This window comes from Thermosulfurimonas dismutans, assembly GCF_001652585.1.
Taxonomy (GTDB): Bacteria; Desulfobacterota; Thermodesulfobacteria; order Thermodesulfobacteriales; family Thermodesulfobacteriaceae; genus Thermosulfurimonas; species Thermosulfurimonas dismutans.
Genome location: NZ_LWLG01000018.1, coordinates 1 through 25,644, shown reverse-complemented (window position 1 = coordinate 25,644; position 25,644 = coordinate 1). Strand labels below are relative to the sequence as shown.

General features: G+C 51.3%; 23 protein-coding genes and 1 tRNA gene. 8 read left to right on the top strand and 16 right to left on the bottom strand.

Going from position 1 to position 25,644, the window contains the following annotated elements; translation table 11 throughout:
* Nucleotides 1-125 precede the first annotated feature (125 nt).
* The 5 genes from cydB to TDIS_RS09470 form a co-directional block, all read right to left on the bottom strand.
* Entirely contained in the window at nt 126-1,166 is a 1,041-nt protein-coding gene (gene cydB / locus TDIS_RS09490; protein WP_068671651.1) for a cytochrome d ubiquinol oxidase subunit II, read from the bottom strand.
* 31 nt (nt 1,167-1,197) lie between these two features.
* Nucleotides 1,198-2,499 carry a cytochrome ubiquinol oxidase subunit I gene (locus TDIS_RS09485; protein WP_068671650.1) on the bottom strand — a complete coding sequence of 434 codons (1,302 nt, stop codon included), beginning with the start codon at nt 2,497-2,499 and terminating at the stop codon, nt 1,198-1,200.
* Between the two features lie 97 nt (nt 2,500-2,596).
* Nucleotides 2,597-3,043, bottom strand: coding sequence for an RrF2 family transcriptional regulator (locus TDIS_RS09480; protein WP_068671649.1), 447 nt, complete (start codon nt 3,041-3,043; stop codon nt 2,597-2,599).
* A 59-nt stretch (nt 3,044-3,102) separates the two neighbouring features.
* Nucleotides 3,103-4,491 carry a threonine synthase gene (thrC, locus tag TDIS_RS09475; protein ID WP_068671672.1) on the bottom strand — a complete coding sequence of 463 codons (1,389 nt, stop codon included), beginning with the start codon at nt 4,489-4,491 and terminating at the stop codon, nt 3,103-3,105.
* 26 nt (nt 4,492-4,517) lie between these two features.
* Nucleotides 4,518-6,095, bottom strand: coding sequence for a methyl-accepting chemotaxis protein (locus TDIS_RS09470; RefSeq protein ID WP_068671648.1), 1,578 nt, complete (start codon nt 6,093-6,095; stop codon nt 4,518-4,520).
* Between the two features lie 102 nt (nt 6,096-6,197).
* Here TDIS_RS09470 and TDIS_RS09465 point away from each other — a divergent pair, with 102 nt between their 5' ends.
* The 4 genes from TDIS_RS09465 to TDIS_RS09450 are packed head-to-tail and all read left to right on the top strand — an operon-like array spanning nt 6,198 to nt 9,258.
* The gene (locus TDIS_RS09465; RefSeq protein ID WP_068671647.1) at nt 6,198-7,001 is read left to right on the top strand and encodes an AIM24 family protein; all 804 of its coding nucleotides are present in this window, start codon (nt 6,198-6,200) and stop codon (nt 6,999-7,001) included.
* Between the two features lie 19 nt (nt 7,002-7,020).
* Nucleotides 7,021-7,578, top strand: a complete 558-nt coding sequence (locus TDIS_RS09460) for a FumA C-terminus/TtdB family hydratase beta subunit (RefSeq protein ID WP_244147510.1) — start codon at nt 7,021-7,023, stop codon at nt 7,576-7,578.
* Nucleotides 7,559-8,305 (top strand): UPF0280 family protein, encoded by a 747-nt coding sequence (locus TDIS_RS09455; protein WP_068671645.1) that lies wholly within the window; start codon nt 7,559-7,561, stop codon nt 8,303-8,305. Before TDIS_RS09460 ends, TDIS_RS09455 begins: the two co-directional genes overlap by 20 nt.
* Nucleotides 8,302-9,258, top strand: a complete 957-nt coding sequence (locus TDIS_RS09450) for a cation diffusion facilitator family transporter (RefSeq protein ID WP_068671644.1) — start codon at nt 8,302-8,304, stop codon at nt 9,256-9,258. Before TDIS_RS09455 ends, TDIS_RS09450 begins: the two co-directional genes overlap by 4 nt.
* Here TDIS_RS09450 and TDIS_RS09445 read toward each other — a convergent pair.
* Nucleotides 9,170-9,535 (bottom strand): histidine triad nucleotide-binding protein, encoded by a 366-nt coding sequence (locus tag TDIS_RS09445; protein WP_084271059.1) that lies wholly within the window; start codon nt 9,533-9,535, stop codon nt 9,170-9,172. The genes TDIS_RS09450 and TDIS_RS09445 overlap by 89 nt on opposite strands.
* 109 nt (nt 9,536-9,644) lie before the next feature.
* Here TDIS_RS09445 and amrS point away from each other — a divergent pair, with 109 nt between their 5' ends.
* From amrS to TDIS_RS09425, 4 genes are all read left to right on the top strand, one after another.
* Complete coding sequence (gene amrS, locus TDIS_RS09440) at nt 9,645-10,661, top strand: AmmeMemoRadiSam system radical SAM enzyme (RefSeq protein ID WP_068671642.1); 1,017 nt, start codon at nt 9,645-9,647, stop codon at nt 10,659-10,661.
* Nucleotides 10,645-11,664, top strand: a complete 1,020-nt coding sequence (hypE, locus tag TDIS_RS09435; protein ID WP_068671641.1) for a hydrogenase expression/formation protein HypE — start codon at nt 10,645-10,647, stop codon at nt 11,662-11,664. Before amrS ends, hypE begins: the two co-directional genes overlap by 17 nt.
* 72 nt (nt 11,665-11,736) lie before the next feature.
* Nucleotides 11,737-12,951 (top strand): tyrosine--tRNA ligase, encoded by a 1,215-nt coding sequence (gene tyrS, locus TDIS_RS09430; RefSeq protein WP_068671640.1) that lies wholly within the window; start codon nt 11,737-11,739, stop codon nt 12,949-12,951.
* Nucleotides 12,951-13,886 carry a tRNA dihydrouridine synthase gene (locus TDIS_RS09425; RefSeq protein ID WP_068671639.1) on the top strand — a complete coding sequence of 312 codons (936 nt, stop codon included), beginning with the start codon at nt 12,951-12,953 and terminating at the stop codon, nt 13,884-13,886. Before tyrS ends, TDIS_RS09425 begins: the two co-directional genes overlap by 1 nt.
* 67 nt (nt 13,887-13,953) lie before the next feature.
* On the opposite strand, the gene rpoC is transcribed toward TDIS_RS09425, so the two are convergent.
* From rpoC to rpmG, 10 genes are all read right to left on the bottom strand, one after another.
* A complete protein-coding gene (rpoC, locus tag TDIS_RS09420; RefSeq protein ID WP_068671638.1) occupies nt 13,954-18,060 on the bottom strand; it encodes a DNA-directed RNA polymerase subunit beta' in 4,107 nt (1,368 codons plus the stop codon).
* Nucleotides 18,061-18,084: 24 nt separating this feature from the next.
* A complete protein-coding gene (rpoB, locus tag TDIS_RS09415; protein WP_068671671.1) occupies nt 18,085-22,167 on the bottom strand; it encodes a DNA-directed RNA polymerase subunit beta in 4,083 nt (1,360 codons plus the stop codon).
* 106 nt (nt 22,168-22,273) lie between these two features.
* Nucleotides 22,274-22,663: a 50S ribosomal protein L7/L12 gene (gene rplL / locus TDIS_RS09410; protein ID WP_068671637.1), complete on the bottom strand. Its 390-nt coding sequence runs from the start codon at nt 22,661-22,663 to the stop codon at nt 22,274-22,276.
* A gap of 23 nt (nt 22,664-22,686) precedes the next feature.
* Nucleotides 22,687-23,220, bottom strand: a complete 534-nt coding sequence (gene rplJ / locus TDIS_RS09405; protein WP_068671636.1) for a 50S ribosomal protein L10 — start codon at nt 23,218-23,220, stop codon at nt 22,687-22,689.
* A 160-nt stretch (nt 23,221-23,380) separates the two neighbouring features.
* A complete protein-coding gene (rplA, locus tag TDIS_RS09400; protein ID WP_068671635.1) occupies nt 23,381-24,100 on the bottom strand; it encodes a 50S ribosomal protein L1 in 720 nt (239 codons plus the stop codon).
* A gap of 11 nt (nt 24,101-24,111) precedes the next feature.
* Nucleotides 24,112-24,537 (bottom strand): 50S ribosomal protein L11, encoded by a 426-nt coding sequence (gene rplK / locus TDIS_RS09395; RefSeq protein WP_068671634.1) that lies wholly within the window; start codon nt 24,535-24,537, stop codon nt 24,112-24,114.
* A gap of 17 nt (nt 24,538-24,554) precedes the next feature.
* The gene (nusG, locus tag TDIS_RS09390) at nt 24,555-25,079 is read right to left on the bottom strand and encodes a transcription termination/antitermination protein NusG (protein ID WP_068671633.1); all 525 of its coding nucleotides are present in this window, start codon (nt 25,077-25,079) and stop codon (nt 24,555-24,557) included.
* Between the two features lies 1 nt (nt 25,080).
* Entirely contained in the window at nt 25,081-25,347 is a 267-nt protein-coding gene (gene secE, locus TDIS_RS09385; protein ID WP_084271058.1) for a preprotein translocase subunit SecE, read from the bottom strand.
* A 28-nt stretch (nt 25,348-25,375) separates the two neighbouring features.
* Nucleotides 25,376-25,452, bottom strand: a tRNA-Trp gene (locus TDIS_RS09380).
* 3 nt (nt 25,453-25,455) lie between these two features.
* Nucleotides 25,456-25,629, bottom strand: a complete 174-nt coding sequence (rpmG, locus tag TDIS_RS10905; RefSeq protein ID WP_084271057.1) for a 50S ribosomal protein L33 — start codon at nt 25,627-25,629, stop codon at nt 25,456-25,458.
* Between the last annotated feature and the right edge of the window lie 15 nt (nt 25,630-25,644).

The window sequence follows — 25,644 nt, the reverse complement described above, 5'->3', positions numbered from 1 at the left end:
TAACTATAAGAAAGACCAGCGAATTGTCAAGCTAGAATGTCGACCGATTAAAACACAAAAAGGGGGGAGAGGGCTTCCCGCCCTCACCCCTTTTAAATATTTCCTCAGGGTTGCTGAATGTCGGATTAATAGTGGGGCTCTTCGTAAGCGACTTCCTTCTCCGTGAGCCGGTAGGAGAAGGTGCGGTAAGTCCAGAAAGTATAGGCCAGCACAATAGGTACAAAGATGAGAGCTACCACCGTCATAATTTTGAGGGTAAGGGGACTCGAAGAGCTATTGAAGATGGTAAGTGACCATTCGGGGTTAAGGCTAGAGGGAAAGAGGTTGGGAAAGAGTCCTCCCACTCCCCAGGCCGTAAAACCGAGGATAGCAAGGCCAGAAGCCAGGAAGGCCTGGAGCATGGCCTCCCGATTAAGAAAGATCGGAATCAGCATCAAGCCCACTACAGCCAAAAGTGGGAATACGAAAAGCACTGGAGCCTTGAGGTAATTGCCCCAGAGGTTGGTAAGTTTTAAGGAAAGGAGCATGAAGGCCACCGCCACGATCAGCTCGAACACCCAGAGGATCTTGGCATCCCTGAGAAGCCGAACTCGCAAATCGCCATTCGTTCTAAAGGCCAGCCAGGTGGCTCCATGAACCGCAAAGGCCAAAATAAAAACCACACCTCCTAAAAGTCCATAAGGATTAAGGAGGGTTAGGAGCGATCCCTTAAAGAGACCGTTCTCATCAATGGGAATCCCCTTAAAGATATTGGCAAAAGCTACCCCCAAAATCAAAGCCGGAACCAGAGAACCAATCCAGAAAAGGAAATCCCAAAATTTGCGCCAACTCAGGCTCTCCACCTTGCCCCGGAATTCTATGGCCACACCTCTAATGATCAGGGCAAAAAGCAGAAGATACAGGGCGGTGTAAAGACCACTAAACATTACCGCATAGGTTTTGGGAAAAGCCGCAAAGGTGGCCCCTCCAGCGGTAATCAACCAGACCTCGTTTCCATCCCAAAAAGGACCGATAGCCTGATAAATAGACCGGCGTTCGGTTTCATTTTTAGCTACACAAGGCAGAAGGATCCCGGCCCCGAGATCAAAACCGTCCAGCACAAAGTAAACAGCCCACAATACCCCCCAAAGCACAAACCAGATTATTTGAAAAACGTTATGTTCCATGACTCATCCCTCCTTTCGTCCAAATTTGAGCTTACCTAGGCTCAGGACCTTTTCTGGCATAGTGCGCAAGGAGCCAGAAATCGATAACCCCTAAAACGGTATAGAAGACCAGAAAAGCCAGAAGCGTAATGGTTACCTGCGCTGAAGAAATCGGAGAGACCGCCTCCGCAGTCTTCATCATACCATAGACGATCCAAGGCTGACGCCCAACCTCGGCCACCGTCCAGCCAGCCTCGATAGCTATATAAGGAAGAGGTATGGTAAAGATCAGGGCCTTTAACATCTTCGGGGCGAGGAGTGGATTTTCTCGGTTCTTAAAGGCCCAAAAGGCAAGAATTACAAACCAGATACCCAATCCCACCATGATTCGAAAAGACCAGTAGGTCAACTCCACCGGCGGGCGCTCCTCTTTAGGAAAGGCTTTAAGCCCTTTGACCTCGGCCTCCGGGGAGTGAAAAGCTAGCAGACTCAGAACTTTTGGTATCTTTATCTCCAAAAGATTCCGCTCGTTTTCCTCATCCGGAATGGCAAATAGGGCAAAAGGAGCACCCTTTTCCGTCTCCCAAAGGGCCTCCATGGCCGCAAGCTTGGTAGGCTGAGTGTGGGCCACCTCCGAGCCATGCAAGTGGCCTTCTATAAAGACAAAAAGGGCAAAAATGGCCGTCCAGACGGCGGCCACTCGAAAGCTCTTTTTGAAGAATTCCACTTCGTTTTTCCTTAGGAGATGCCAGGCCGAAACCCCAAGCACAAAAAATCCCGAAAGGACGTAAGCCGCCGGCACAGTATGCAGGAACTCTAGCCAGGCGAACTTATTAAAGACCACTTCCGCAAAGCTCTTGAGCTCCGCCCGACCGTTCCGAATCACAAAACCCACCGGATGCTGCATCCAACCGTTGGCAATGAGGATCCAGAGGGCCGAAATATTAGAAGCGATAGCGGTGAGCCAAATGGCCAGGCAGTGTACTTTAGGCGAGACTCGATTCCAGCCAAAGGCCCAGACCGCAATAAAGGTGGACTCCAGGAAAAAGGCCAGGGTGGCCTCGATGGCCAAAAGCGACCCAAAAATATCTCCTACATACTCCGAATAGTAACGCCAGTTGGTCCCGAACTGAAACTCCAAAGTAATTCCGGTAACCACTCCCAGGGCAAAATTGATCAGAAAAAGCCTTCCCCAAAACTTGGCCGCCCGCTTATAGTCCTCATCACCCTTTTTAAGATAGAGAGTTTCGTAAATAGCTGTAAGAATAGAAAGACCTAGGGTCAAAGGCACAAAGAGAAAATGAAAAAAAGCCGCAGCCGCAAACTGTAACCTTGAAGCCCAAAGGACATCCATCTTTATTCACCTCCTTAATAAAATTAGTTTAAAATTAGATCTAATTTTAAACTAATTAGGCATAAAAACGTTATACTTTCATAAATATCACCCCCCTTTAAGAAGGATTTTTAGATCTCTTACGCCGTTGGTCGATTAGACAAGACTCTCTCTTGACCAGATCTGAAAACTTCGCATTCTCAAGTTTATCACGAATCAGCTTCCTAAGCTCTTTCCAGGTTTCGTGCACCGGACATAGGGGACTGCGGCGACAATTTTCAGGGTCAAGCACACACGGACTAAGAAACATCTCACCACTCATAGCCTCCATGACTTGGAGCACGGAAAGCTCCTCCGGAGGAATTCTGAGACGGTATCCCCCCTTGCGGCCTCTAATGATCTCTATAATTCCAGCACGGGCCAAATCCTGAGCAATTTTAGCTAGAAAGGGCTCCGGGATATCCATTGAACGGGCAATCCGCCAACGAGGGACTACCTTTTTCGGATAGCGCGATAGATAAAGTATACACCTTATCCCGTAATCCTCAGCCTGCGTGATTTTCATGATCTAACCCCGTAAACTTTTGAAGATAATATTAATCTACTAAAAAACTTTGTCAAGGTCTAAATAGCATTCTCCTCGATAAAACGACGAACAACTTGAGGATCAGCAGGTAAGAGAACTACTTTGCGAGGTTTTTCGGAAAGCCCCTGAAGAGGCTCGGGAATGGGAGGTTCGAATCCCAAAGCCCGAGACACGGCCTCTGGAAACTTGGCCGGATGAGCCGTGGCCAGACAAATCATAGGCCGTTCATCCCGAAACGCAAGCCCAGCCCTCACCCCCACCGCAGTGTGAGGATCAAGAATATAGCTTGTCTCCTCATAAAACTCTCGGATAGTCCGAAGAGTTTCCTCCTGACTAACCGAAAGCGAAAGGAAATCTGCCCTTACCCTGGAAAGTTCTTCCTCCGAAAAGACTAAGCGCTTTTCTTCAGCGAAACGACTCATGGCTTCTCGCACCCGAATAGGGTTCTCACCGTAGAGATAATATAGGTAACGTTCGAAGTTCGAAGCCACCTGAATGTCCATCGAGGGACTTATAGTGGGCACCACCTCTCTCAAAGAGTAGTCCCCATGGTTAACAAAACGAGTAAGGATATCATTTTCATTGGTAGCGAGCACCAGACGTTCTATCCCCCCGGAAAGCATACGACGAGCTACATAGCCCGCAAAAATATCACCGAAGTTTCCGGTGGGAACCGAAAACCGCACCTCCTCTATACCCTCAACTTCGGTAACCCTGAAGTATGCAAAGAGGTAATATACCACCTGAGCCAATACTCGGGCCCAGTTTATGGAATTTACGGCCCCCAAGCGATAACGATGCTTAAACTCAAGATCCGAGAAAAGAAGCTTCACAATAGCCTGACAGTCGTCAAAGGTGCCTTTAATGGCCAAATTGAAAACGTTAGGATCGGTAACAGTAGTCATCTGAAGGGCCTGAACCGGAGAAACCCGCCCGTGGGGATGAAGGATAAAGATAGCTAGGTTCTTCTTCCCCCTTACCCCATAGATGGCGGCCGACCCCGTATCCCCCGAGGTGGCCCCCAAAATATTCATCTTTTCACCACGTTCGGAAAGGAGGTATTCGAAGAGGTGTCCCAAAAATTGGAGGGCCACGTCCTTAAAAGCCAACGTAGGCCCGTGAAAGAGCTCCAAAATCCAAACCGGTCCTTTTTTCACTACCGGGGTAATGTCGGGATGGGTAAAAGTCGCATAGGCCTTGTTAACTAGACGCTGGAGATCTTCTTCCGGAATATCGGTAACAAAGTACTGAAAGACCTTAAAGGCCAAATCTTGATAGGGGAGATCACGAAGGGCTTTTTTCTCCTCTGCGGAAAGCACAGGTATCCTTTCCGGAAGGATAAGCCCTCCGTCCTCGGCTAGGCCGGTAAGAACCGTCTCCTTAAAAGAAAGAGGGGCAATGCCCCCACGAGTGCTAATATACCGCATCTCTCTCATTACCTTTCATGATGATATTACACCTTAAATCTTGAAACCGCCTCAGCCAATTTTTTGACTAGAGCCGCAACTTTCCTTATGTGTTCTAGGCTCTGATCGATCCCCTCAAGGGTCTTTTGAGCAGCTTCGTAGGCCTCCTCCGCCTCGGCCGCAAACCTTTGGGCCCCTCCCTTTTGCTCCTCTACACTTCTTGCAATATCGGTAATCACAGCCGTCTGTTCCTCGACTGCGGCCGCGATGGCGGAAGCGATATCATCTATTTCTTTAATGGTTTGGGCAATCTCATCGGCTACTTTGACTGCTTCTTCACTTTCGGCTTGCATAGTCCGTATCTTTTCCGTAATTTGCCCCGTGGCCTCCGCCGTCTGACGAGCAAGCTCTTTGACTTCGTTGGCCACCACCGCAAAGCCCTTGCCAGCTTCTCCGGCTCGAGCGGCCTCGATAGTGGCGTTCAGGGCCAAGAACTTGGTTTGCTCCGCTATGCCACTTATGATCTTGATGACATCTTCGATCTCTTGAGAGGCTCCTCCCAGTCGATGTATGGTGTCTTGAGCTCTCTGAGCCTTCTCTACGGCTTCTTTGGTAATCATACTAGCTCGGTTCGTATTCTGACTAATTTCTTGAATGGCAGACGAAATTTCATTTATAGACTGGGCCTCGGCCTCCACACTTTCAAGGACGGCCTGGGCCTCTTTTCGCATACGGGTGGCCCGCTCACCAGCGGCCTGTCCTTCCTGATACGCCACTTCAGCCAGATGACTCATCTCCCCAGCAAGGCTTTCCACCTCTCTCGTGCCTTCGGTAACCTCCCTTATAAGGGGACGCAAAGACTGCAACATCTGTCCCAGATGCAAAAGAAGCATGGCCAGCTCGTCCCGACCTTCGACCTTAATATCCTGAGAGAAATCTCCTTGGGCCATACGATCTACGACCGCAAGAACTCTATCTGTAGCAATCTTAAGCCTTCTCGAAATAAAAAAGACCGTCAAAATCGCCATTAATATTAAAAAAAGATTGGCGCCTATGGCCACCCGGCGAACCAACAACATACCCCTCTTGGCTTCTTGTTCACTTCTTTTAACTTTTTCTTTATAGATTTCATTCATCTCATCAAGAAGCTTGAAAAGTTTCTTAGAAAGTGGATTGGTTCTTTCGTTATACACCTTAACTATATCCTCATAATCGGCTTCTTCCTCAAAGAGTCTCGCAATTTCTGCAGCCGAAAGATGCAAGGCTCGGTCAAGTTCGAGTCCTTTCTTTATCAATTCAGCCTCTTTGGGAGAGGAAGGTTCAAGCCTGGAAAAAAGTTCCTTTAACGGACACTTTTCTGGATTCGTTAAAATTTGAGGTGTACTCTCATTTAAAAGTCCGGTAAGGAGATTTACCTTCCAACGGATATGATACGCTGTAAGACCATCTAGGGCCTCCATTATTTCAGTAACTTCCTGGGCTTTCTCATTAAGTCTCTCGGCTTTGTTTTGAAAGACTAATAACACTCCCAGATTAACTAGACTAAGAACAATTAAAATCAGAAAGCCTATAGCTACTTTTTGCCATAGTTTTAGAGAATTTTCTAGTTTACGAATTATTCCCATATAACCTCCCTCTACAGATTTTATTGGCTGTTAGAGGTTATTTAGTTATTATTACCAGGATTCAAAGGTATAATCAAACTGTAAATTTACATGGAGGGCTCTATGAAGATCCTTGAGCGGCAAACCAAGGTTTATGAAATCGTGGGCGACAATCTGGAAATGTTAAAGGTCAAAACCGGAGAACACCCTGTATTTTCCGAAGCGGGGAAAATGATTTACCTGCGGGGAACAGTGCGGATGGAGACCCGTATAAGTGGTAAGAAAGACAAAGGCTTTCTGGGAAAACTTATGGAAGCCGGAAAGAGGATACTTGCCGGAGAGAGTCTCTTTCTCACTTACTTTGAAGGGATGGGGGAGGTAGGCTTTGCCGGAGATTTCCCGGGAAGGATACTCCCTATCGGTCTTTCCGGCGAAGCCATCCTGGCCCAAAAGGACGCCTTCCTGGCGGCCATTGGTAACATCGAACTCTCAATTGCTTTGCAGAAGCGGATCGGTGGGGCTCTTTTTGGTGGCGAGGGTTTCATCGTAGAGAAACTTTACGGTGATGGAGTAGTTTTTATTCATGCCGGAGGCGATCTCGTAACCTTCGAACTGGCACCCGGGGAAACTATAAAGGTAGACACCGGTTGCGTGGTGGCCTGGGACGAATCCGTAAGCTACGATGTCCAGTTTGTGAGTGGCATAAAAACCGCCCTTTTCGGTGGCGAAGGGTTGTTTCTCACCACCCTTACCGGCCCGGGCACGGTGGTCGTCCAGACCATGACCCTTTCCAAACTTCGCCGCCAACTCCAGGCCGGAGGAGAACGGGAGGCCAGCGAATCTCCGCTACGCAAGGTTGCAGGGGTAGGAGCAATTGGTGCCGGAGTGGGCGGCATTTTAGGCAGCATTTTGGAGGATGAAGATTGAGGCTTAGGAGGATTTGACAGTGTCAACCAAATTAGTTTTTCCCTTAAAAGACCGTAAAATTTTAAGAAGCTTGAAACCCGGAGATTTAGTTTCCATTTATGGACGGGTGCTGGCCGCTCGAGACGCCACTCATCGAAGGCTCCTTCAAATGTTGGAGCATAACGAACCTTTGCCTGTTTCCCTCCGAAACCAGTGCATCTACTATGTAGGCCCTACTCCAGCCCCTCCGGGGAGGGTGATCGGTTCAGCCGGGCCCACTACAGCCTATCGCATGGACGCCTACACCCCACGCCTCCTTGAACTCGGTCTGGCGGCCACCATGGGCAAGGGGCCTCGGGGGCCTGAAGTCAAGGAAGCTATTATGAAATACGGAGCCGTTTATCTGGCCACTTTCGGTGGAGCCGGAGCCTACCTCTCGGAAAGAATCCAAGCGGCCAGGGTAATCGCCTTTCCAGAACTCGGCCCCGAGGCCCTCTTTGAGCTTGAAGTGGAAGACTTCCCGGCGGTGGTCATTAACCCCCCCTCCGGGGGAGACTATTACGAGGAAGTCCGCAAACGTGCCGGCCGAAACCTCTGAGATAAGGCATTATCGCTCTTGGATCAAACCCGGTGAAGATCTGATTTCCTTCCGGGTGGTTTACAAGGAAACCGATATCGCCGTGCTTGCCGAAAAGGATCTTACTATGGAGACCTTAACCTTCGTTCGGGAGATCAGAGAGCCGCTTGAGACCTACATTATTGAGCACCCGGAGTTCTTCAAAAGCCTCAAACCTTTACCAGAAGATCCTAAGGCTCCAGAAATAGCCAAACGTATGCTTTGGGCCGGTAAGGCCTGTGGAGTGGGTCCCATGGCCTCCGTGGCCGGGGCCATCGCCGAGGCCGTAGGCCGGCGAATCCTTGAGGAAGGCCTTTCCTCTCAAGTGGCGGTAGAAAACGGTGGGGACATCTTTTTGGCCCTGAAGCGTCCGGCCACCGTAGCCATTTATGCCGGAGACTCTCCTCTTTCTGGGAAGATCGGACTTCGCCTCCGGGAGGAACTTATGCCTTGTGGGGTTTGTACCTCCTCGGGAAAGCTAGGCCACAGTCTTAGCTTGGGAAAAGCGGAGGCCGTTTGCGTAGTAGCTCGAGAGGCGGCCTTGGCCGACGCGGCCGCCACCGCTCTAGGGAACCTGGTAAAAGGCAAACGTTCTCTCAAAAAGGTCCTTTCAGAGGCTCAAAAATGGCCTAACATTTTAGGGGTTATTTGTATCATAGAAGATGAAATCGGTCTCTATGGCCCTGAACTGGAACTAACATTACTATGACAAAAGAACTCTACCGCATCACACTCCTTAGTCTCGCGGTAAATCTCTTTCTTTCTCTCTTTAAGATCTTTTTAGGTTTTTGGGGCCGAAGTCAAGCCGTTCTGGCGGACGGCATCCACAGTCTATCAGATCTCGCTACCGACCTCTTAACTCTTCTGGGGCTCAAATATGCCAGTTATCCTCCAGATGAAGATCATCCTTACGGGCACCGTCGCATTGAAACTCTAATCTCAGTAACTATAGGTTTGGTCCTGACAGTTACAGCCTTGGGCCTTATCGGAAAGGCCTTCGTAACCTTTAAACATCTGAAGGTTTTAACGCCTTTGAAACCCTTCGTCCTCGTTGCCCCGATCCTTTCCATCGTCTCAAAGGAACTTTTATACCGCATCACCCTCAAAGTAGGCGTGAAAGCCCATTCTCCAGCGGTGGTAGCCAACGCCTATCATCACCGTTCAGACGTCCTGAGTTCTTTTCCCGCCCTCATAGGAGCTGGACTTTCTTCTATATCTCCACATCTGGCCTTTTGTGATCCCCTAGGATCACTAATCGTATCCTTTCTGATACTCAAATCTTCCTGGCAAATTGTTCGTCCTGGAATAGAAGAACTCTGCGATGGGATGGATATCGAAGAAGCACGTCAAATAAAGAGAGAAGTCTTAAAAGTCAAAGGCGTTAAGGACGTCCATCGGGTTCGGACTAGAAAGCACGGAGGGCATACGTTGGTGGACTTACATATTCAAGTTGAGCCCGAACTCACCGTAAGAGAAGGGCACCATATCTCAGAAAGAGTAAAGGACTACCTACTCACCCGGTATGAAAGGGTGGTAGATGTAGTTGTTCACCTTGAACCCTATGAACACAAATCTAGCCCGGAGGCCAAGTCATCTCCCGGCCACCAAGAAGATGTACGTGCAGATGAAAGACCGTCTGGCCGGCCTGAGAACCGGAGTTGACCACTAGACGATAACCGCGGGTAGGATCTTGAGCCGGAGAGAACCCTAGATCTTCGGCAATTTTCCGGGCTACGTAGAAGATGTGGCCCATCAACTCCCGGTCCCCTTCCTCCAACTCATAGACTCCGGCCAGGTGTTTTTTAGGAACAATCAAGATATGGGTAGGAGCAACCGGGTTGATGTCGTGAAAGGCGTAAACTTTGTCGTCCTCATATACCTTTTGGGAAGGTATCTCGCCTTTAATGATCTTGCAGAAGATACAATCCGCCATTCGCACACCTCCTTTCCCTCTCAGACCAACCATTTGGTCTTATTATAATTCCAAATTTTACTGCTTGCCTCAAGGCCTGATAGGGCCTATTTTAAAAGAAAAAGAGGTCTCAAAAATGCGAGAAGCCCTTCTTTACGAAAAGCTAGACAATCGGGATGTTAAATGTAATCTTTGTTCACACCGTTGCCGCATACCTCCTGGGAAGACGGGGATCTGCGGAGTCAGGAAAAACGAGGAGGGGGTGCTTTATAGCCTAGCGTACGGCAAAGTTATCGCCCACCATGTAGATCCTATTGAGAAGAAGCCTCTTTTTCATTTTCTTCCTGGAACTTTGAGTTATTCCATAGCCACTGTAGGCTGCAATCTCCAGTGTGACTTCTGTCAGAATTTTGAAATCTCCCAATTTCCGCGCCACTACGGATATGTCACAGGAGAGGACCTCTCTGCCGAGCAGGTAGTTGAGGCCGCCTTAAGTTCCGGCTCCAAATCCATCTCTTACACCTACACCGAACCTACCATCTATTTTGAGTTCGCCTATGATTGCGCCCGGCTGGCGAGCGAAAGGGGATTAAAGAACGTCTTCGTTTCAAACGGTTATATGACACCGGAGACCTTAGAGACTATCTATCCCCATCTCCACGGAGCCAATATAGATCTTAAGGCCTTTACCGAAGACTTTTACCATAGACACTGCAAGGCTCGTCTGAAGCCCGTGCTTGAGACCTTGAAATATCTAAAAAGGCAGGGGGTCTGGCTTGAGGTCACTACCCTCATCATACCTGGAGAAAATGATGATCCCGAGGAGCTACGGGAGATGGCTCGTTTCATCCGGGAAGAGCTCGGACCTGGGACCCCCTGGCACGTAACCCGCTTCTATCCCACTTACAAGCTTCTAACCAGGCCGCCCACCCCGGTGGAAATCCTTCAGAAGGCCTATTACATCGGCCGGGAAGAGGGACTAAAGTATGTATACACCGGAAACGTTCCCGGAGATAAGGGCGAAAATACCTACTGCTGGTCCTGTGAAAAACTCCTCATCGAGAGGTACGGTTTCAGGATTCTCAAAAACGAGATCACGCCTGAAGGCACCTGTCCGGACTGTGGGGCGAAGATAGATGGCGTCTGGCGATAGGGATTACATCCTCCTTGATCACGGAAGCGGAGGTCGGGCCACCCACAGGCTTATAAGGGAGATCTTTTACTCCGCCTTTGAGGCTTCCGGAGAAGGTTTTCTAGACTCCGCGATTCTGGGAACCCACTCCGGGCCTCTGGCCTTTACCACCGACAGCTTCGTAGTGGATCCCATTTTTTTTCCTGGAGGAGACCTCGGATCCCTTGCGGTCCACGGCACCGTAAACGATTTAGCCATGGTGGGAGCCAGGCCCCTCTATCTCGCCTGTGGTTTCATTTTGGAAGAGGGCCTGCCACTGGCTGATCTCAAAAGGATTGTCCTCTCTATGGCCCGGGCCGCCGAGGAAATCGGAGTGAAGATTGTCTGTGGAGACACCAAAGTTGTGCCCAAAGGCAAAGGTGATCGCATATTCATCACCACCACCGGAATGGGAGAAATCCTTGCCGATCCTTATCCTCATCCGCGAAGGATCGAACCTGGAGACGAAATCTTGGTCTCCGGTCCCATCGGAGAGCACGGTCTGGCAGTACTTTCCGCAAGGGAGAGTCTTCCTTTAAAAGGCCTCCGAAGCGATTCCGCCCCGGTATGGCCCCTGGTGGAGGCTCTACTCAAAGCCCTCGGCCCAGCGGTTCACGCCCTGAGGGACCCCACCCGGGGAGGACTCGCTACCACGGTAAACGAGCTCGCCCAAGAGGCCAAGGTAGAGATAGAGCTTCTCGAATCCGAGATTCCGGTGAGGGCGGAAGTACGCGGAGGTTGCGAAATCCTGGGACTTGACCCTTTATATCTCGCCTGCGAGGGAAGATTCGTGGCGATGGTGGCCCGCGGAAAGGGAGAAGAAGCCTTGCAAGTCCTCAAAGAGCTTCCGGGAGGCCATGAAGCCCGCCTTATAGGCCAGGTACGGAATCAAACCGACCGGCCGCTCGTGATTCTCAAAACTGCCATTGGAGGCGAACGGATCCTTCCTGTACTTACTGGAGAACCATTACCACGAATCTGTTAATTCTCATCTTGAATACTTCTTCAGACGGAGTTAAAGAAATCGGCAATATCTCGGGTCAGGAGGCTTTACCTCATGAAAAAGCTGAGCCCTGAGGAGGCCCTGGAATATCTAAGACGCGGCACGGTAGATATGGTAGAGGAAAAGGAGCTTCTTGGAAAGCTCAAACGAGCTCAGGAAACCGGAACTCCTTTAAGGATCAAGGCCGGTTTCGATCCCACGGCTCCGGATCTTCATTTGGGACACACCGTCCTTTTGAGGAAGATGCGACACTTTCAGGATCTGGGCCACGAGGTCTATTTCCTGATCGGCGATTTCACAGCCAGGATCGGAGACCCCTCTGGCCGATCTGAAACTCGGCCGCCGCTCACCCGGGAACAGGTGGAGGAAAACGCCAAAACCTATGCCGAACAGGTCTTCAAGATCCTTGATCCCGAAAGGACCAAGGTGGTCTTCAACAGCGAATGGATGAGCAAATTGACCGCCGAGGACTTCATCCGTCTCTGTGCCAAATACACCGTAGCCCGCATGCTTGAGAGGGACGACTTCAAAAAACGCTTCGAGACCCACCGCCCCATCGCCATTCATGAATTGATCTATCCCCTCATCCAGGCTTACGATTCTGTGGCCTTGAAAGCCGACGTGGAGCTCGGAGGAACAGACCAGCTCTTCAATCTCCTGGTGGGCCGTGAGATTCAGCGCGAATACGGACAGGAGCCGCAGGTCATCATCACCGTGCCCATCCTGGAGGGCCTAGACGGTGTCCAGAAGATGAGCAAGAGTCTCGGAAACTACGTGGGCATCATGGAACCCCCACAGGAGATGTTCGGAAAACTCATGTCCATTTCGGATGATCTCATGTGGCGATACTACGAGCTTTTGACCGACATTCCCCTTGACGAAGTGGAAAGACTAAAGCAGGCCGTAGCGGAAGGACGGGAACATCCCAAGGAAGTCAAAAAGCGCCTGGCCATGCTCATCGTGGCCCAATTCCATTCCGAGGCCGCAGCCCGCGAGGCCGCCGAGGAGTTTGAACGAGTCTTTGCCCGAAAGGAGATCCCAAAAGATATTCCGGAGGTAGAGGTCTCACCGGGGGTAATCTGGCTTCCACAACTCCTCAAAGAAAAGGGCTTTACCAAAAGCACCTCGGAGGCCAAACGCCTCATCACCCAAGGAGCCGTTAAATTGATGGACGGAGAGGCCCTTAGAGACGAAAATTTCGAATTTCGTCCTGGAGAATACTACTTCCGCATCGGGAAAAAGCGGTTTTTCAAAGTAAAAGTGAAGTAGTGGGCGAGGTCATCTTAGCTCCTCTGGCGGGCTTTACCCACTCACCTTTCAGACGCCTTGCAAGAAGGTTAGGGGCCGACCGTACCTGGACCGAGCTTATAAGTGCCGACATGATCCTGAAAAAGGGGCTTGGAGAGCCCCTACTCTTCTTCACTGCCGAGGAAAGACCGATCACAATCCAGCTTTTCGGAAACGATCCCGAAAAGATCTATCAGGCAGGCTTGATCGTAGCCCGGACCCTGAAACCCGACGGACTCGACCTCAATCTGGGCTGTTCCGTAAAGAAGGTGGCCTCGCGGGGAGCCGGAGCCGGGTTGCTTAAAGATCTCTCGCGCATGGAGGCCTGTGCCGAGGCCTTGGTCGCTGCTGGAAAGGCCTACGGAATACCGGTCTCGGCCAAGTTTCGTCTGGGCTGGGGTCGAGACCGTCTGGAAGAGATTACCGAAAGACTGGTGCGGGCCGGAGTTTCGACCCTCGTCCTTCACCCCAGGCTTGCGGTGGAAGGCTTTTCCGGCCAAGCCCGCTGGGAACGCATCCGAGACTTAGCAAGGCTTGTCGGTGAGAATATCTTCGTGATCGGAAACGGAGACATCGGAAATTGGCGGGACATTGAACGCATGTTTTGCGAAACCGGAGTACGGGCCGTCATGGTGGGCCGGGCGGCCCTCAAAAACCCCTGGATCTTCCAGGAGTACCGGGCGAGGAAAGCGCTCGCCATCGGACTCATCGAAAGGGTTAATTTTGCCCTGGAGCTTCTCACTCTCATGTTTGAAGTCTTTCGGAAGGAAACGGCCTGTAAGAAGATAAAGGCCCTGCTCGCCCAGCTCTTCAAAGGCCTGCCTAACAGGAAACGTTTCCTTCCCCCTTTACTTACCGCCCCAGATTGTCATACCCTCATAAAAAGGCTCGAAAAGCTTAAGGAGGCAGCGGAATAATTAACTTTTGGCCTTCGGTCTTCAAAGAATAAGGAAAGAGCGGCCCGATATGGGCCGCTCTTTCCCTTTAGAAAGGCAACTCCGCCGAAGGTTTAGCTTCAAGCGCTTTCTGCTTCTCCTCGGCCCGCAGGTCATAATAGACCCTTCCGGTTCCGGCAGGAATCAGTCGCCCGATGATCACGTTCTCTTTTAGACCTCGCAGGTAATCCACCTTGCCGGCCAGGGCGGCATCGGTAAGCACCCGGGTGGTCTCCTGGAAGGAGGCCGCGGACAACCAGCTTTCGGTCGAAAGCGAGGCCTTGGTGATACCCAGGACCACCGGTTCCGCCACCGCCGGTCTTCCGCCCTGGGCCAGGACCTTCTCGTTTTCCTCCTCAAATACGGCTCGATCTACCAGCTCACCGATCATGAAATGGGTATCCCCGGTCTCCTTGATCTTGACCTTTTTGAGCATCTGCCGCACGATGACCTCAAAATGTTTGTCGTTGATGCGAACTCCTTGAAGACGATAGACCTCCTGGATTTCCTCCACCAGAAATTTGGCCAGTTCCTTGATACCCTTTACCCGGAGGATATCATGGGGATTGGGCGAACCTTCAATCAGGGGATCACCGGCTCGAATATAATCACCTTCCTGAACCGCAAGGTACTTACCCTTGGGAACTAGGTATTCTTTGGCTTCTCCGACCTCCGGCTTCACCACGATCTTCCGCTTACCCTTCATCTCCTTTTCAAAAATCACCTCTCCTTCGATTTCACTGATGATGGCGTAGTCTTTGGGTTTGCGGGCCTCAAAGAGTTCTGCTACCCGGGGAAGACCACCAGTAATGTCCTTGGTCTTTACGGTTTCCCTCGGAATCTTGGCGATTACGTCACCAGCCTCTACATAATCGCCCTCCTGGACCGTAAGAATGGCCCCCACCGGAAGGAGATACCGAGCCTGACCACGGCCCGAAGGTAGCTTCTTAGTACGCCCACGTTCGTCCTTAATGGAGATCCTCGGCCGGTAATCCGTAAGCTTGTATTCCCGTACGATGATGCTCACTTTACCGGTGATGGGATCGGTACGCTCATCCACCGTTACCCCGTCAATTATGTCTCCGAACTTGACCTTACCGGAGACCTCGGTGACGATGGGGTTGGTGAAAGGATCCCATTCCACTAGAAGATCTCCAGGTTTGACCTCTTGACCTTCATCCACCCGGATCTTGGCCCCGTAAACCACGGGATATCTTTCTTTTTCGCGGCCATCCGGGGCCACCACCGCGATCTCGCCCTGACGGTTGAGGGCTACCAGGGCCCCGTCCCGTCCCCGCACGGTGCGTAGATTGATGAACTTTATTTGCCCCTGGGTCTGGGCCCGGTGCTCGCTCTGTTCCACGGCCCGGCTGGCCGTTCCTCCGATATGGAAGGTACGCATGGTGAGCTGGGTTCCAGGTTCTCCGATGGACTGGGCCGCGATGACTCCTACGGCCTCTCCGATCTCCACCATACGTCCGGTGGCCAGATCTCGACCATAGCACTTTGCACACACCCCGTAACGGCTCTGACAGGTAAGCACCGAGCGGATGGCCACCTTTTCGATTCCGGCCTCCCGGAGCTTTTTAACTGCCTCCTCGTCGATTTCCTCGTTGGCCCGCACCAAGACCTCTCCGGTTACCGGATCCACTATGTCTTCAAGGGCTACCCTTCCGAACACTCGATCCCAGACCGGCTCCATGATCTCTCCGGCCTCGATCAAGTGTCCAACCTCGATGCCGTCAATGGTACCGCAATCTTCTTCCACAATAGTGCAGTCCTGGGCCACGTCCACCAGACGCCGGGTAAGGTATCCGGCGTTAGCGGTCTTAAGGGCCGTATCCGCAAGTCCCTTACGGGCTCCGTGGGTAGATACGAAGTATTCCAGAACCGAAAGACCTTCCCGGAAGTTGCTCTTAATGGGGGTCTCAATGATCTCACCCGAAGGCTTGGCCATGAGACCCCGCATACCCGCAAGCTGTCGGATCTGGTCGATGGAGCCTCGGGCTCCGGAGTAGGCCATGATGTACACCGGGTTCATGCTAGGACCGATGACCTTCTTACCATCCGGTCCTACATACTCCCCGGTCTCCATCTCCTTGATCATCTCTTGAGTAACCCGCTCCGTAGCCGTGGCCCAGATATCCACCGTCTTGTTGTAACGTTCGCCGTCGGTAATGAGTCCTTCCTGATACTGTTTCAAGATCTCCTGAACCTTCTTCTCGGCCTCGGCCAAGATCTCGGCCTTCTTTTTCGGAATGGTGAGATAATCCACACAGATGGAAAGACCGGCCTCGGTAGCCAACTGATACCCCATATCCTTCATCCGGTCCGCAAAAATCACGGTCTTTTTAGGCCCGGCTTGGCGATAGGAAAGATCGATCAGCTTTTGGAGTTCCTTCTTTCGAAGGGGTTTATTGTATTCCTCAAAGGGAATCTCTTCCGGCACAATGGTCGAGAAGATGATCCTTCCCACCGTGGTCTCCACCAGCTTGCCATCCATCCTGACCTTGATCTTGGCTTGAAGATCAATGGCCCCTTCCTGATAGGCCAAGATGGCCTCCTCTCGATCCCGAAAAACCTTGCCTTCTCCTTTGGCAAAGGGACGTTCAAGGGTCATGTAGAAGATCCCCAGAACCATGTCCTGCGTAGGATAGACCACCGGGATACCACTGGCCGGAAGGAGGATATTGTTGGTAGAGAGCATGAGCACCCGACATTCGGTCTGGGCCTCCACCGAAAGCGGCACGTGAACCGCCATCTGGTCCCCGTCGAAGTCGGCGTTGTAGGCCACGCAGACTAGGGGATGAAGCTGGATGGCCTTACTGTCGATGAGCACAGGCTCAAAGGCCTGAATGCCCAACCGGTGCAGGGTGGGTGCCCGGTTCAACATGATAGGGAACTCTTTGACGATCTCCTCCAGGGCGTCCCAGACCAAGGGATCCTCTTGTTCCACCAGGCGCTTAGCGGTCTTAATGGTGGTGGCGTAACCGTTTTTCTCAAGCCAGTGATAAATAAAGGGCTTGAAGAGCTCGATGGCCATCTTTTTGGGGAGCCCGCATTGGTGCATACGAAGTTCCGGTCCGGCCACGATCACCGAACGCCCGGAAAAATCCACCCGTTTTCCGAGAAGGTTCTGACGGAAACGACCTTGCTTGCCTTTAAGCATGTCCGAAAGACTCTTCAAGGGCCTGCGGTTGGGACCGGTCACCGGGCGTCCCCGACGACCATTGTCAAAAAGGGTGTCCACAGCCTCCTGAAGCATCCGCATCTCGTTACGGATGATGACCTCAGGGGCATCCAAATCCATGAGACGCTTGAGACGGTTGTTACGGTTGATGACCCGCCGATAGAGGTCGTTGAGGTCCGAAGTCGCGAAGCGTCCGCCCTCAAGGGGTACCAGAGGCCTTAACTCCGGAGGAATGACCGGCAGGACCTCCAGGATCATCCACTCAGGCTTGTTGCCGGAGGTCCGAAGAGCCTCTACGATCCGGAGGCGCTTGCCCAATTTCTTGCGCCGGGCCTCGCTCTTCGTCTTTTGCATCTCCTCCCGAATTTCCTGGGACAACTCCTCTAGATTTAGATTCCGCAGGATCTCGCGGATGGCCTCGGCCCCCATGCCTACCCGGAATTTGTCCCCGTATTTCTGGCGAAGGGCCTGGACCTGTTCCTCGGTAAGCACTTTCCTAGGCGGGATTTCCGGAACCTCGCTCTCTATCACGATATATCTCTCAAAGTAGAGGACGGATTCCAGCTCCTTCAGAGTAAGATCGAGAAGGGAGCCGATTTTGCTGGGCACACTGCGCAGAAACCAGATATGGGCCACCGGGGCCGCCAGTTCGATATGGCCCATACGCTCACGACGGACCTTGCTCTGGATGACCTCTACTCCGCACTTTTCACAGATCACGCCCCGGTGTTTCATGCGTTTGTATTTTCCGCACAGACACTCATAGTCCTTGACCGGACCAAAGATTTTGGCACAGAAAAGACCGTCCCTTTCAGGCTTGAGGGTACGGTAATTTATGGTCTCCGGTTTCTTGACCTCTCCGTGGCTCCATTCCCGGATCTTTTCCGGGGAGGCCAGCCCCAACCGGATGGCCTTTATATTCATAGGGTCTTTGGGTTTAGTGAAATAGGAAAAGAGTTCCTCCATAAGCTAACACCTCCCTAAAGGGCTTTATTCCTCAATGGTTTCTACATCCAAGCAAAGCCCCTGCAGTTCCTTGACCAGGACCTTGAAGCTTTCCGGAAGCCCAGGCTCAAGGAAATTATCCCCTTTCACGATCTTTTCGTACATCCGGGTCCTTCCGGTAACGTCGTCGCTCTTGACCGTAAGGAATTCCTGGAGGGCATAAGCCGCACCGTAGGCCTCCATGGCCCAGACTTCCATCTCACCCAAACGCTGACCACCGAACTGGGCCTTACCGCCCAAGGGCTGCTGGGTGATAAGAGAATAAGGTCCAGTAGCCCGGGCGTGGATCTTGTCATCCACCAAGTGGTGGAGCTTTAACATGTACATGTAACCCACGGTCACCGGCTCTCTAAAGGGTTCACCGGTAAGCCCGTTGTAAAGTACGGTCTGTCCGGTTTCAGAAAGTCCAGCCTCCCGCAACCACTCTTTGATCTGAGGTTCCTTAGCGCCATCGAAGACCGGAGTAGCAATCGGAAGACCTTCCGCAAAGGCCATGGCCATATCCAAGATCTCCTCGTCGCTCTTACCCTGGATCAGCTCTTCATATTCCTCAGGACTAAAGAGTTTCTTCAGGAGGTCTTTTACGGCCTCCACCTGATGCCTTTCGGCCAAACGAGCAAGCTTTCGTCCTATCTCCTTACAGGCCCACCCCATATGGGTCTCAAGGATCTGTCCAATGTTCATACGAGAGGGCACACCGAGAGGAGAAAGGATCATATCCACCGGTGTGCCATCCGGCATATAAGGCATATCTTCAATAGGTACCACTTTAGATATAACACCCTTATTTCCGTGACGGCCGGCCATCTTATCCCCGGGCTGGAGCTTGCGTTTCATGGCCACGTACACCTTAACCACCTTGAGCACCCCAGGCGGAAGTTCGTCCCCTTTGGTCAGCCTGGCCCTACGTCGCTCGAATTCATGCTTAATCTGGGCCACGCGAACCTCAAAATTCTTAAGGATATCGTCCACCGTAGCCTTCACCTTTTTGGGAGCGATCTCGCGCAGACGATTGAGAGAGATCTGCTCCAAAACTTCTTTGGTAATGGTAGCTCCGCGTGCGATAACCTCCTCGCCATCCTCGTTCTTCAAGGTAGCCGCCGCCTTTTCGCCTACCAGGATTTCTTCGAGGATCTTGAGGGTAGAACGCCTCAAAATCTCAATATAATCGGCCTCATCTTTGTCTAGTCTGGCCTTCTTCTCAGCCTCCTTTTGCAAGGCTCGAGCATCCTTTTCCACCCCGCGACGGGTAAACACCTTGGTGTCTATCACTATCCCCTCGATCCCGGCCGGCACCCGGAGGGAGGTGTCCTTCACATCGCTGGCCTTCTCACCAAAGATGGCCCGGAGAAGCTTTTCCTCCGGAGTAAGCTGGACCTCACCTTTCGGGGTAACCTTGCCTACCAAGATGTCTCCCGGCCTCACATAAGCCCCAATCTTGACGATCCCGCTCTCATCCAGGTTAGCTAGGGCCTCCTCGCTGACGTTCGGAATATCTCGCGTAATCTCCTCCCGACCAAGCTTGGTCTCCCGAGCTACACACTCAAACTCTTCAATATGAATGGAAGTGTAAACGTCATCCCTTACCAGACGCTCCGAAATGACAATAGAGTCCTCAAAGTTGTAACCTCGCCAGGGCATAAAGGCCACCAGCACGTTCCTTCCTAGAGCCAACTCTCCCCTGTCCGTAGATGGACCATCGGCCAGCACCTCACCCTTCCTTACCCTCTGACCGGGTCGAACTCTGGGCTTCTGGTTAAAGGTCGTATTCTGATTGGAACGCCGCCATTTCATAAGAGAGTAGATCTTGACCTCCGGGAACTCCCCGTTCTGCCCTTCATAACGCACTACAATCCTGGTAGCATCCACATCCTCTACCACCCCGTCCCTTTCGGCAAGAATGACCATTCCAGAATCCCGAGCGGCGATCTTTTCCATGCCAGAGCCTACCAGCGGAGCCTCCGTCTTAATAAGAGGTACCGCCTGGCGCTGCATGTTAGACCCCATAAGCGCTCGGTTGGCGTCGTCATGCTCAAGGAAGGGGATAAGGGAGGAAGAAACGCTTACCACCTGAGCCGGAACCAGATCCACCAGATCCACCTCCTCGCGCCGAGCCATCACAAACTCGCTACCCTGCCTGGCCGGAACCACTTCATCTAGGATCTGGCCGTCTTTATCGATTCGAATAGTGGACTGAGCGATAACCAAATCCTTCTCCTCGGCGGCGTTGAGATAGATGACCTGATCGGTAACTTTTCCTTTCTTAACCAAACGATATGGAGTCTCCAGAAAACCGTAAGGATTGGCCCGGGCATAGGTGGCCATAGAAACGATCAAACCGATGTTGGGACCTTCCGGAGTCTCAATAGGACAGATTCGGCCATAATGGGAAGGATGCACGTCACGGACCTCGAAGCCGGCCCGTTCCCGAGTAAGCCCCCCAGGCCCTAAGGCCGAAAGCCGGCGTTTGTGGGTAATCATGGAGAGGGGATTGGTCTGATCCATAAACTGGGAGAGCTGACCTTGCGCGAAAAATTCCTTTAAGGCTGCGGAAACGGGTTTGGGATTAATGAGGTCGTTTGGCATCAGGGCTTCCACGTCTTGAAGGGTCATGCGCTCCTTGACAGCCCGTTCCATCCGTACCAAACCCACCCGGTACTGGTTCTCCACCAACTCTCCGACCGCCCTCACCCTTCGATTTCCAAGATGATCGATATCGTCACCTTCACCCTGAGTCTCTTTAAGCCGAATAAGCTCTTTCAAAATGGCCAGCACATCCTCTTTGGTAAGGACCCTTTGGGTGATGGGAATATCGAGCCCCAAACGAAGGTTAATTTTATAGCGGCCCACCTCCGAAAGATCGTAAGTCTCGGGATCAAAGAACAGGGAGCGGAAATAGGGTTCAGCTACCTCGATGGTCGCCGGACTAGAAGGCCTCATCTTCTTATAGATCTCAATGAGGGCCTCCTCGCGGGTCTTGACCTTGTCCTGTTTTAAAGTATCCCTCAGAGCCCGGGTATAACGATGAATGTCTATATAAAGACATTCCACCTCTCGAATCTCAAGTTTCCTGAGCTTTTCGAGCTTCTCTCGAGTAATCTCCTCATTACAGGCCACAATCACCTCGCCGGTCTCTGGATCCACCACGTCACGAGCTGCAATCCGTCCAATAAAATCCTCTTCAAGGACCGGAACGGACCTCAAACCAGCTTCTTGAAGTTTTCGTAGGGCCGCTTTGGTAACCTTACGCCCTTTTTTAAGAATGACCTCGCCTGTCTCCGGATGTACGATATCCAACGAAACCTTCTGGGTCAGAAATACCTCGGGATTGATTTCTTTTTCAATGCGATCCGGATAAATCAAAAACTTCTCTCGGGGATAGAAGTAATTCAGAATTTCTTCTTCCGTGAGGCCCATAGCCTTGAGGAAAGTGGTAGCCGTAAAGTTCTTACGGCGGTCGATGCGGGCGAGCAATCTTCCCCGGTGATCATATTCGAAATCCAACCAAGATCCTCTCACCGGAATGATCCTAGCGGTATAGACAATCTTTCCAGCATGGGCCTTGCCTTTGTCATGGGCAAAAAAGACGCCCGCGGAACGCTGAAGCTGATTGACCACCACCCTCTCGGTGCCGTTTACGATAAATCGACCGTCATCGGTCATCAGCGGTACGGTCCCAAAAAAGATCTCTTGTTCTTTGATATCCCTAATGTTTCGAGTCTCGCTTTCGGGATCCACATCATAAGTAATAAGCCTTACCCTCAACTTCATCAGGGCTTCATAGGTCAGCCCCTTTTCCCGGCACTCCTCGGGGCTGTATTCCGGCGGAAGAATTTCATAGTCCACGAACTCCAATTCCGCCGAGCCGGTAAAATCTTTAATAGGAAAGACTTCCTTCAAGGCCGCTTGAATTCCTTTATCTTTCCGGGCCCCTGCCCCCACGTCCATCTGCAGGAATTCGGCATAGGATTGCTTGGGCAGAGCAATAAGATAAGGGACATCTATTGGTGGTTTGACTTTCCCGAAATTCCTTCTTATTCTTCCGGGAACAATAAGCGGAGTTTCCATGGCGTGACTCGCCTCCCTCTTTTGGTTTTCAAAACACAAGAAGGGCTTCCCCCATTTTGGGGAAAAGCCCTCTTTTTATACCACAAATATCCCTAATAATTTTATTTTACTTAATTTCTACCTTAGCGCCAACTGCTTCAAGCTTCTTTTTGATCTCCTCGGCCTCTTCCTTGGAGACACCCTCTTTAATGGGCTTGGGAGCACTTTCCACCAGATCCTTGGCCTCTTTAAGGCCCAAACCTGTAATAGCCCGAACCTCTTTAATGACCTGGATCTTATTACCCCCTACATCCGCCAGGATAACATCAAATTCGGTCTTCTCTTCAGCCGGAGCAGCTTCGGCGCCGGCAGCCACCCCAGGAGCCGCTGCTACCGCCGCCACCGGAGCGGCCGCGCTCACTCCAAATTTCTCCTCGAGCTCTTTAATGAATTCTGAAAGTTCAAGCACACTCATGTTGGCAATAAACTCGATCACCTCTTCCTTGGTTACCGCCATTGTTTCTCCTCCTTCTTATTTGATTAATTCTGGCCAGATTGGGCCTTTTTCTCCTCAATAGCCTTGAGCACATAAAGGAACGACCGCAAGACATTGGCCAAGAGCTGTACCAGCTTGGCCGGCGGGGCCTGGAGAAGCCCCAGGAGCTGGGCCATAAGGATCTCCTTCGGCGGAAGCTTGGCCAGGGCCTTTATACCTTCTACCGTAATCGGCTTCCCCTGAAGAACCGCTCCCCTTAACACCAAGGCTTCATGATCCTCAACAAACTCGCTGAGGATTTTTGCCACCGCCACCGGATCCTCGTAGGCAATAGCGACCCCTGTAGGTCCTTCAATAAAATCCTTGATAGGCTCAGCCGGGGTCTCTGCAGAAGCAATCTTCAAAAGGGTATTCTTGACCACCCGATACTCCGCCCCAGATTCCCGCAAACTCTTTCGGAGTTCATTACTCTCAGCTACCGTTAAACCATGAAAAGAAGTCACAAAAACCGCCTGCGCCTTCTCAAACTTTTCTCTTAAATTTTTGACCAGCTCTTCCTTTTGGGCTCGGGTAAGCACCGTAAGCCTCCTTATAAACTTTTTACGTGTTCAAGACGAAGGTCACCCTTTCGCCTCAGCAGGCCGGCTTATGCCGTTTAAATGCCTTCCGGCATACCTGCCTTCTTCGACTCAGGGTAACCTCCCTGAGAAGAAAACCGAGGGAGGGATACCCTGAGACCTATTCAGCCTGATACTTGCTAACCAGATTCCTTACATCCGCCGGGTCAACCTTAATACCCGGCCCCATAGTAGTAGAAACAGTTATGTTCTTAATATATTGTCCTTTGGCAGCCGAAGGCTTGGCCCTCAAAAGGGCGTCGAAAAAGGCCGCCATATTTTCAAGGATTTTCTTTTCTCCAAAAGAAACCTTCCCCAAAGGAACATGCACTACACCCGCACGATCCACCTTAAAATCCACCTTACCAGCCTTAATCTCCTTAACCGCCCTAGCCACGTCAAAGGTAACCGTCCCGGTCTTAGCACTGGGCATGAGCCCCCGCGGACCAAGAATCTTTCCAATCCGCCCCACAAGCGGCATCATATCCGGAGTAGCCACCGCTTTATCAAAATCCAACCATCCATCCTGAATTTTCTTGATCAAATCCTCAGCCCCTACATAATCCGCACCCGCAGCCTCCGCCTCTTTAGCCTTGTCCCCCTTGGCAAAAACCACCACTCGAGCACTTTTGCCAGTACCATGCGGGAGAACTACCGACCCTCTCACCATCTGATCCGCGTGCCGAGGATCCACCCCCAAGACCACGGCCACATCCACGGTTTCATCAAAGTTGGCATACGCATTCTCAAGGGCCAGTTTTACAGCCTCTTCAAAAGTATATCTCTTTGTCCGATCAACCTTAGCCAGGGCCTCACGATACTTCTTTCCCCTCTTCGCCATGATCCCTCACCTCAATCCACAATCTCTATACCCATGCTTTTGGCCGTACCTTCTATCATCCGCATAGCGGCCTCAAGACTGGCCGCATTAAGATCCTTCATCTTCATTTTAGCAATCTCTTCCACCTGTTTACGCGTAACCTGCCCCACAACCTCTTTCTTGGGGTTATGAGCCCCCTTCTCCACCCCAGCCGCCTTTTTCAAAAGCACCGAAGCCGGCGGAGTCTTGAGCTCAAAGGTAAAGGAACGATCAGCATAAATAGTAATCACCGCCGGAATGATCATGCCTTCCTGGCCCTTAGTCTTGGCATTAAAGGCCTTACAGAATTCCATGATATTCACACCATACTGACCAAGAGCCGGACCTACCGGCGGCGCCGGGTTGGCCTGTCCGGCAGGAAGTTGGAGCTTGACTACCCCTATCACCTTCTTAGCCATTCTCTCTCACCCCTTCCTTATATCTTCTGCACATGGGCAAACTCAATCTCAACCGGCGTCTCACGCCCAAAAATACTCACCAACACCTTAACTTTTCCTTTATCCGGTTTAACTTCGTCCACTACTCCATGAAAGTTAGCAAAAGGCCCTTCGGTAATCCGCACCCGATCCCCAGGCATAAATTGATACCGTGGTTTAGGCTTTATCTCCTCAACCGAAATCTGTTCAAGGAACTTCCGAGCCTCCTCTTCCGAGAGAGGCACCGGCTTGCCGTCGCCCATTATCCCTACCACACCTTCGGCTTTTCGCAAGATGGCAAAAGCCTCGTCACCTGCAGCAAGCTTCACCAGGATATACCCGGGATAAAATCTCCTAGAAACGTGTTTTTCAGGGCTAAAAACCACCTCAATTATTTTTTCCGGCGGTACAACTACTTCCTCTAGGGCGTCCATAAGTCCGGCTTCCGCAAAAAGCCTGGGAAGGGTTTCCTTGACCTCCCTTTCCTTTCCTGCCCAAACGTAAACTACATACCAATTCGACATCTTAATACACCAACCATTGGACTATTTTAGAAAGAATAAGATCCACTAAACCAAGATAAAAGGCGATAAAAAGCGTAAATGAAAGCACCGCCGCGGTAGTGGCCATAGTCTGTTTCCGAGAAGGCCAGGTAATCTTTTTAAACTCAACCTTGACCTCTTTCAAAAATTGCAAACTGTTAGATACAAGACCTTGACGCTTAATATCTTTAAGATAGGTGACTCTCTCACCAGAAACTTTGCGCTTTTTAGCCCTCGAAACCTTAGGCATAACCCCCTCTTTACGAGCATCAAAAAAATGGCAGGCCAGGGAGGATTCGAACCCCCAACCCCCGGATTTGGAGTCCGGTGCTCTACCAGTTCGAGCTACTGGCCTGCCTTATTTTACTTTAACCTCCCTATGGAGGGTGTGCTTCCTATCCCAAGGACAATATTTTTTCAATTCCAGCCTATCAGGAGTGTTACGACGATTTTTAGTAGTAGTATAGTTCCGGCGCTTGCACTCCGTACATTGAAGATGAATAATAACCCTAGCCTCTCCCTTTTTTGCCATTACTCAGCCCCCACT

Bases quoted from the DNA above. Each gene is read 5' to 3' on its own strand.
- cydB (WP_068671651.1), bottom strand. From the start codon at position 1,166: ATGGAACATAACGTTTTTCAAATAATCTGGTTTGTGCTTTGGGGGGTA.
- TDIS_RS09485 (WP_068671650.1), bottom strand. From the start codon at position 2,499: ATGGATGTCCTTTGGGCTTCAAGGTTACAGTTTGCGGCTGCGGCTTTT.
- TDIS_RS09480 (WP_068671649.1), bottom strand. From the start codon at position 3,043: ATGAAAATCACGCAGGCTGAGGATTACGGGATAAGGTGTATACTTTAT.
- thrC (WP_068671672.1), bottom strand. From the start codon at position 4,491: ATGCGGTATATTAGCACTCGTGGGGGCATTGCCCCTCTTTCTTTTAAG.
- TDIS_RS09470 (WP_068671648.1), bottom strand. From the start codon at position 6,095: ATGGGAATAATTCGTAAACTAGAAAATTCTCTAAAACTATGGCAAAAA.
- TDIS_RS09465 (WP_068671647.1), top strand. From the start codon at position 6,198: ATGAAGATCCTTGAGCGGCAAACCAAGGTTTATGAAATCGTGGGCGAC.
- TDIS_RS09450 (WP_068671644.1), top strand. From the start codon at position 8,302: ATGACAAAAGAACTCTACCGCATCACACTCCTTAGTCTCGCGGTAAAT.
- amrS (WP_068671642.1), top strand. From the start codon at position 9,645: ATGCGAGAAGCCCTTCTTTACGAAAAGCTAGACAATCGGGATGTTAAA.
- hypE (WP_068671641.1), top strand. From the start codon at position 10,645: ATGGCGTCTGGCGATAGGGATTACATCCTCCTTGATCACGGAAGCGGA.
- tyrS (WP_068671640.1), top strand. From the start codon at position 11,737: ATGAAAAAGCTGAGCCCTGAGGAGGCCCTGGAATATCTAAGACGCGGC.
- rpoC (WP_068671638.1), bottom strand. From the start codon at position 18,060: ATGGAGGAACTCTTTTCCTATTTCACTAAACCCAAAGACCCTATGAAT.
- rpoB (WP_068671671.1), bottom strand. From the start codon at position 22,167: ATGGAAACTCCGCTTATTGTTCCCGGAAGAATAAGAAGGAATTTCGGG.
- rplL (WP_068671637.1), bottom strand. From the start codon at position 22,663: ATGGCGGTAACCAAGGAAGAGGTGATCGAGTTTATTGCCAACATGAGT.
- rplA (WP_068671635.1), bottom strand. From the start codon at position 24,100: ATGGCGAAGAGGGGAAAGAAGTATCGTGAGGCCCTGGCTAAGGTTGAT.
- rplK (WP_068671634.1), bottom strand. From the start codon at position 24,537: ATGGCTAAGAAGGTGATAGGGGTAGTCAAGCTCCAACTTCCTGCCGGA.
- nusG (WP_068671633.1), bottom strand. From the start codon at position 25,079: ATGTCGAATTGGTATGTAGTTTACGTTTGGGCAGGAAAGGAAAGGGAG.
- secE (WP_084271058.1), bottom strand. From the start codon at position 25,347: ATGCCTAAGGTTTCGAGGGCTAAAAAGCGCAAAGTTTCTGGTGAGAGA.
- rpmG (WP_084271057.1), bottom strand. From the start codon at position 25,629: ATGGCAAAAAAGGGAGAGGCTAGGGTTATTATTCATCTTCAATGTACG.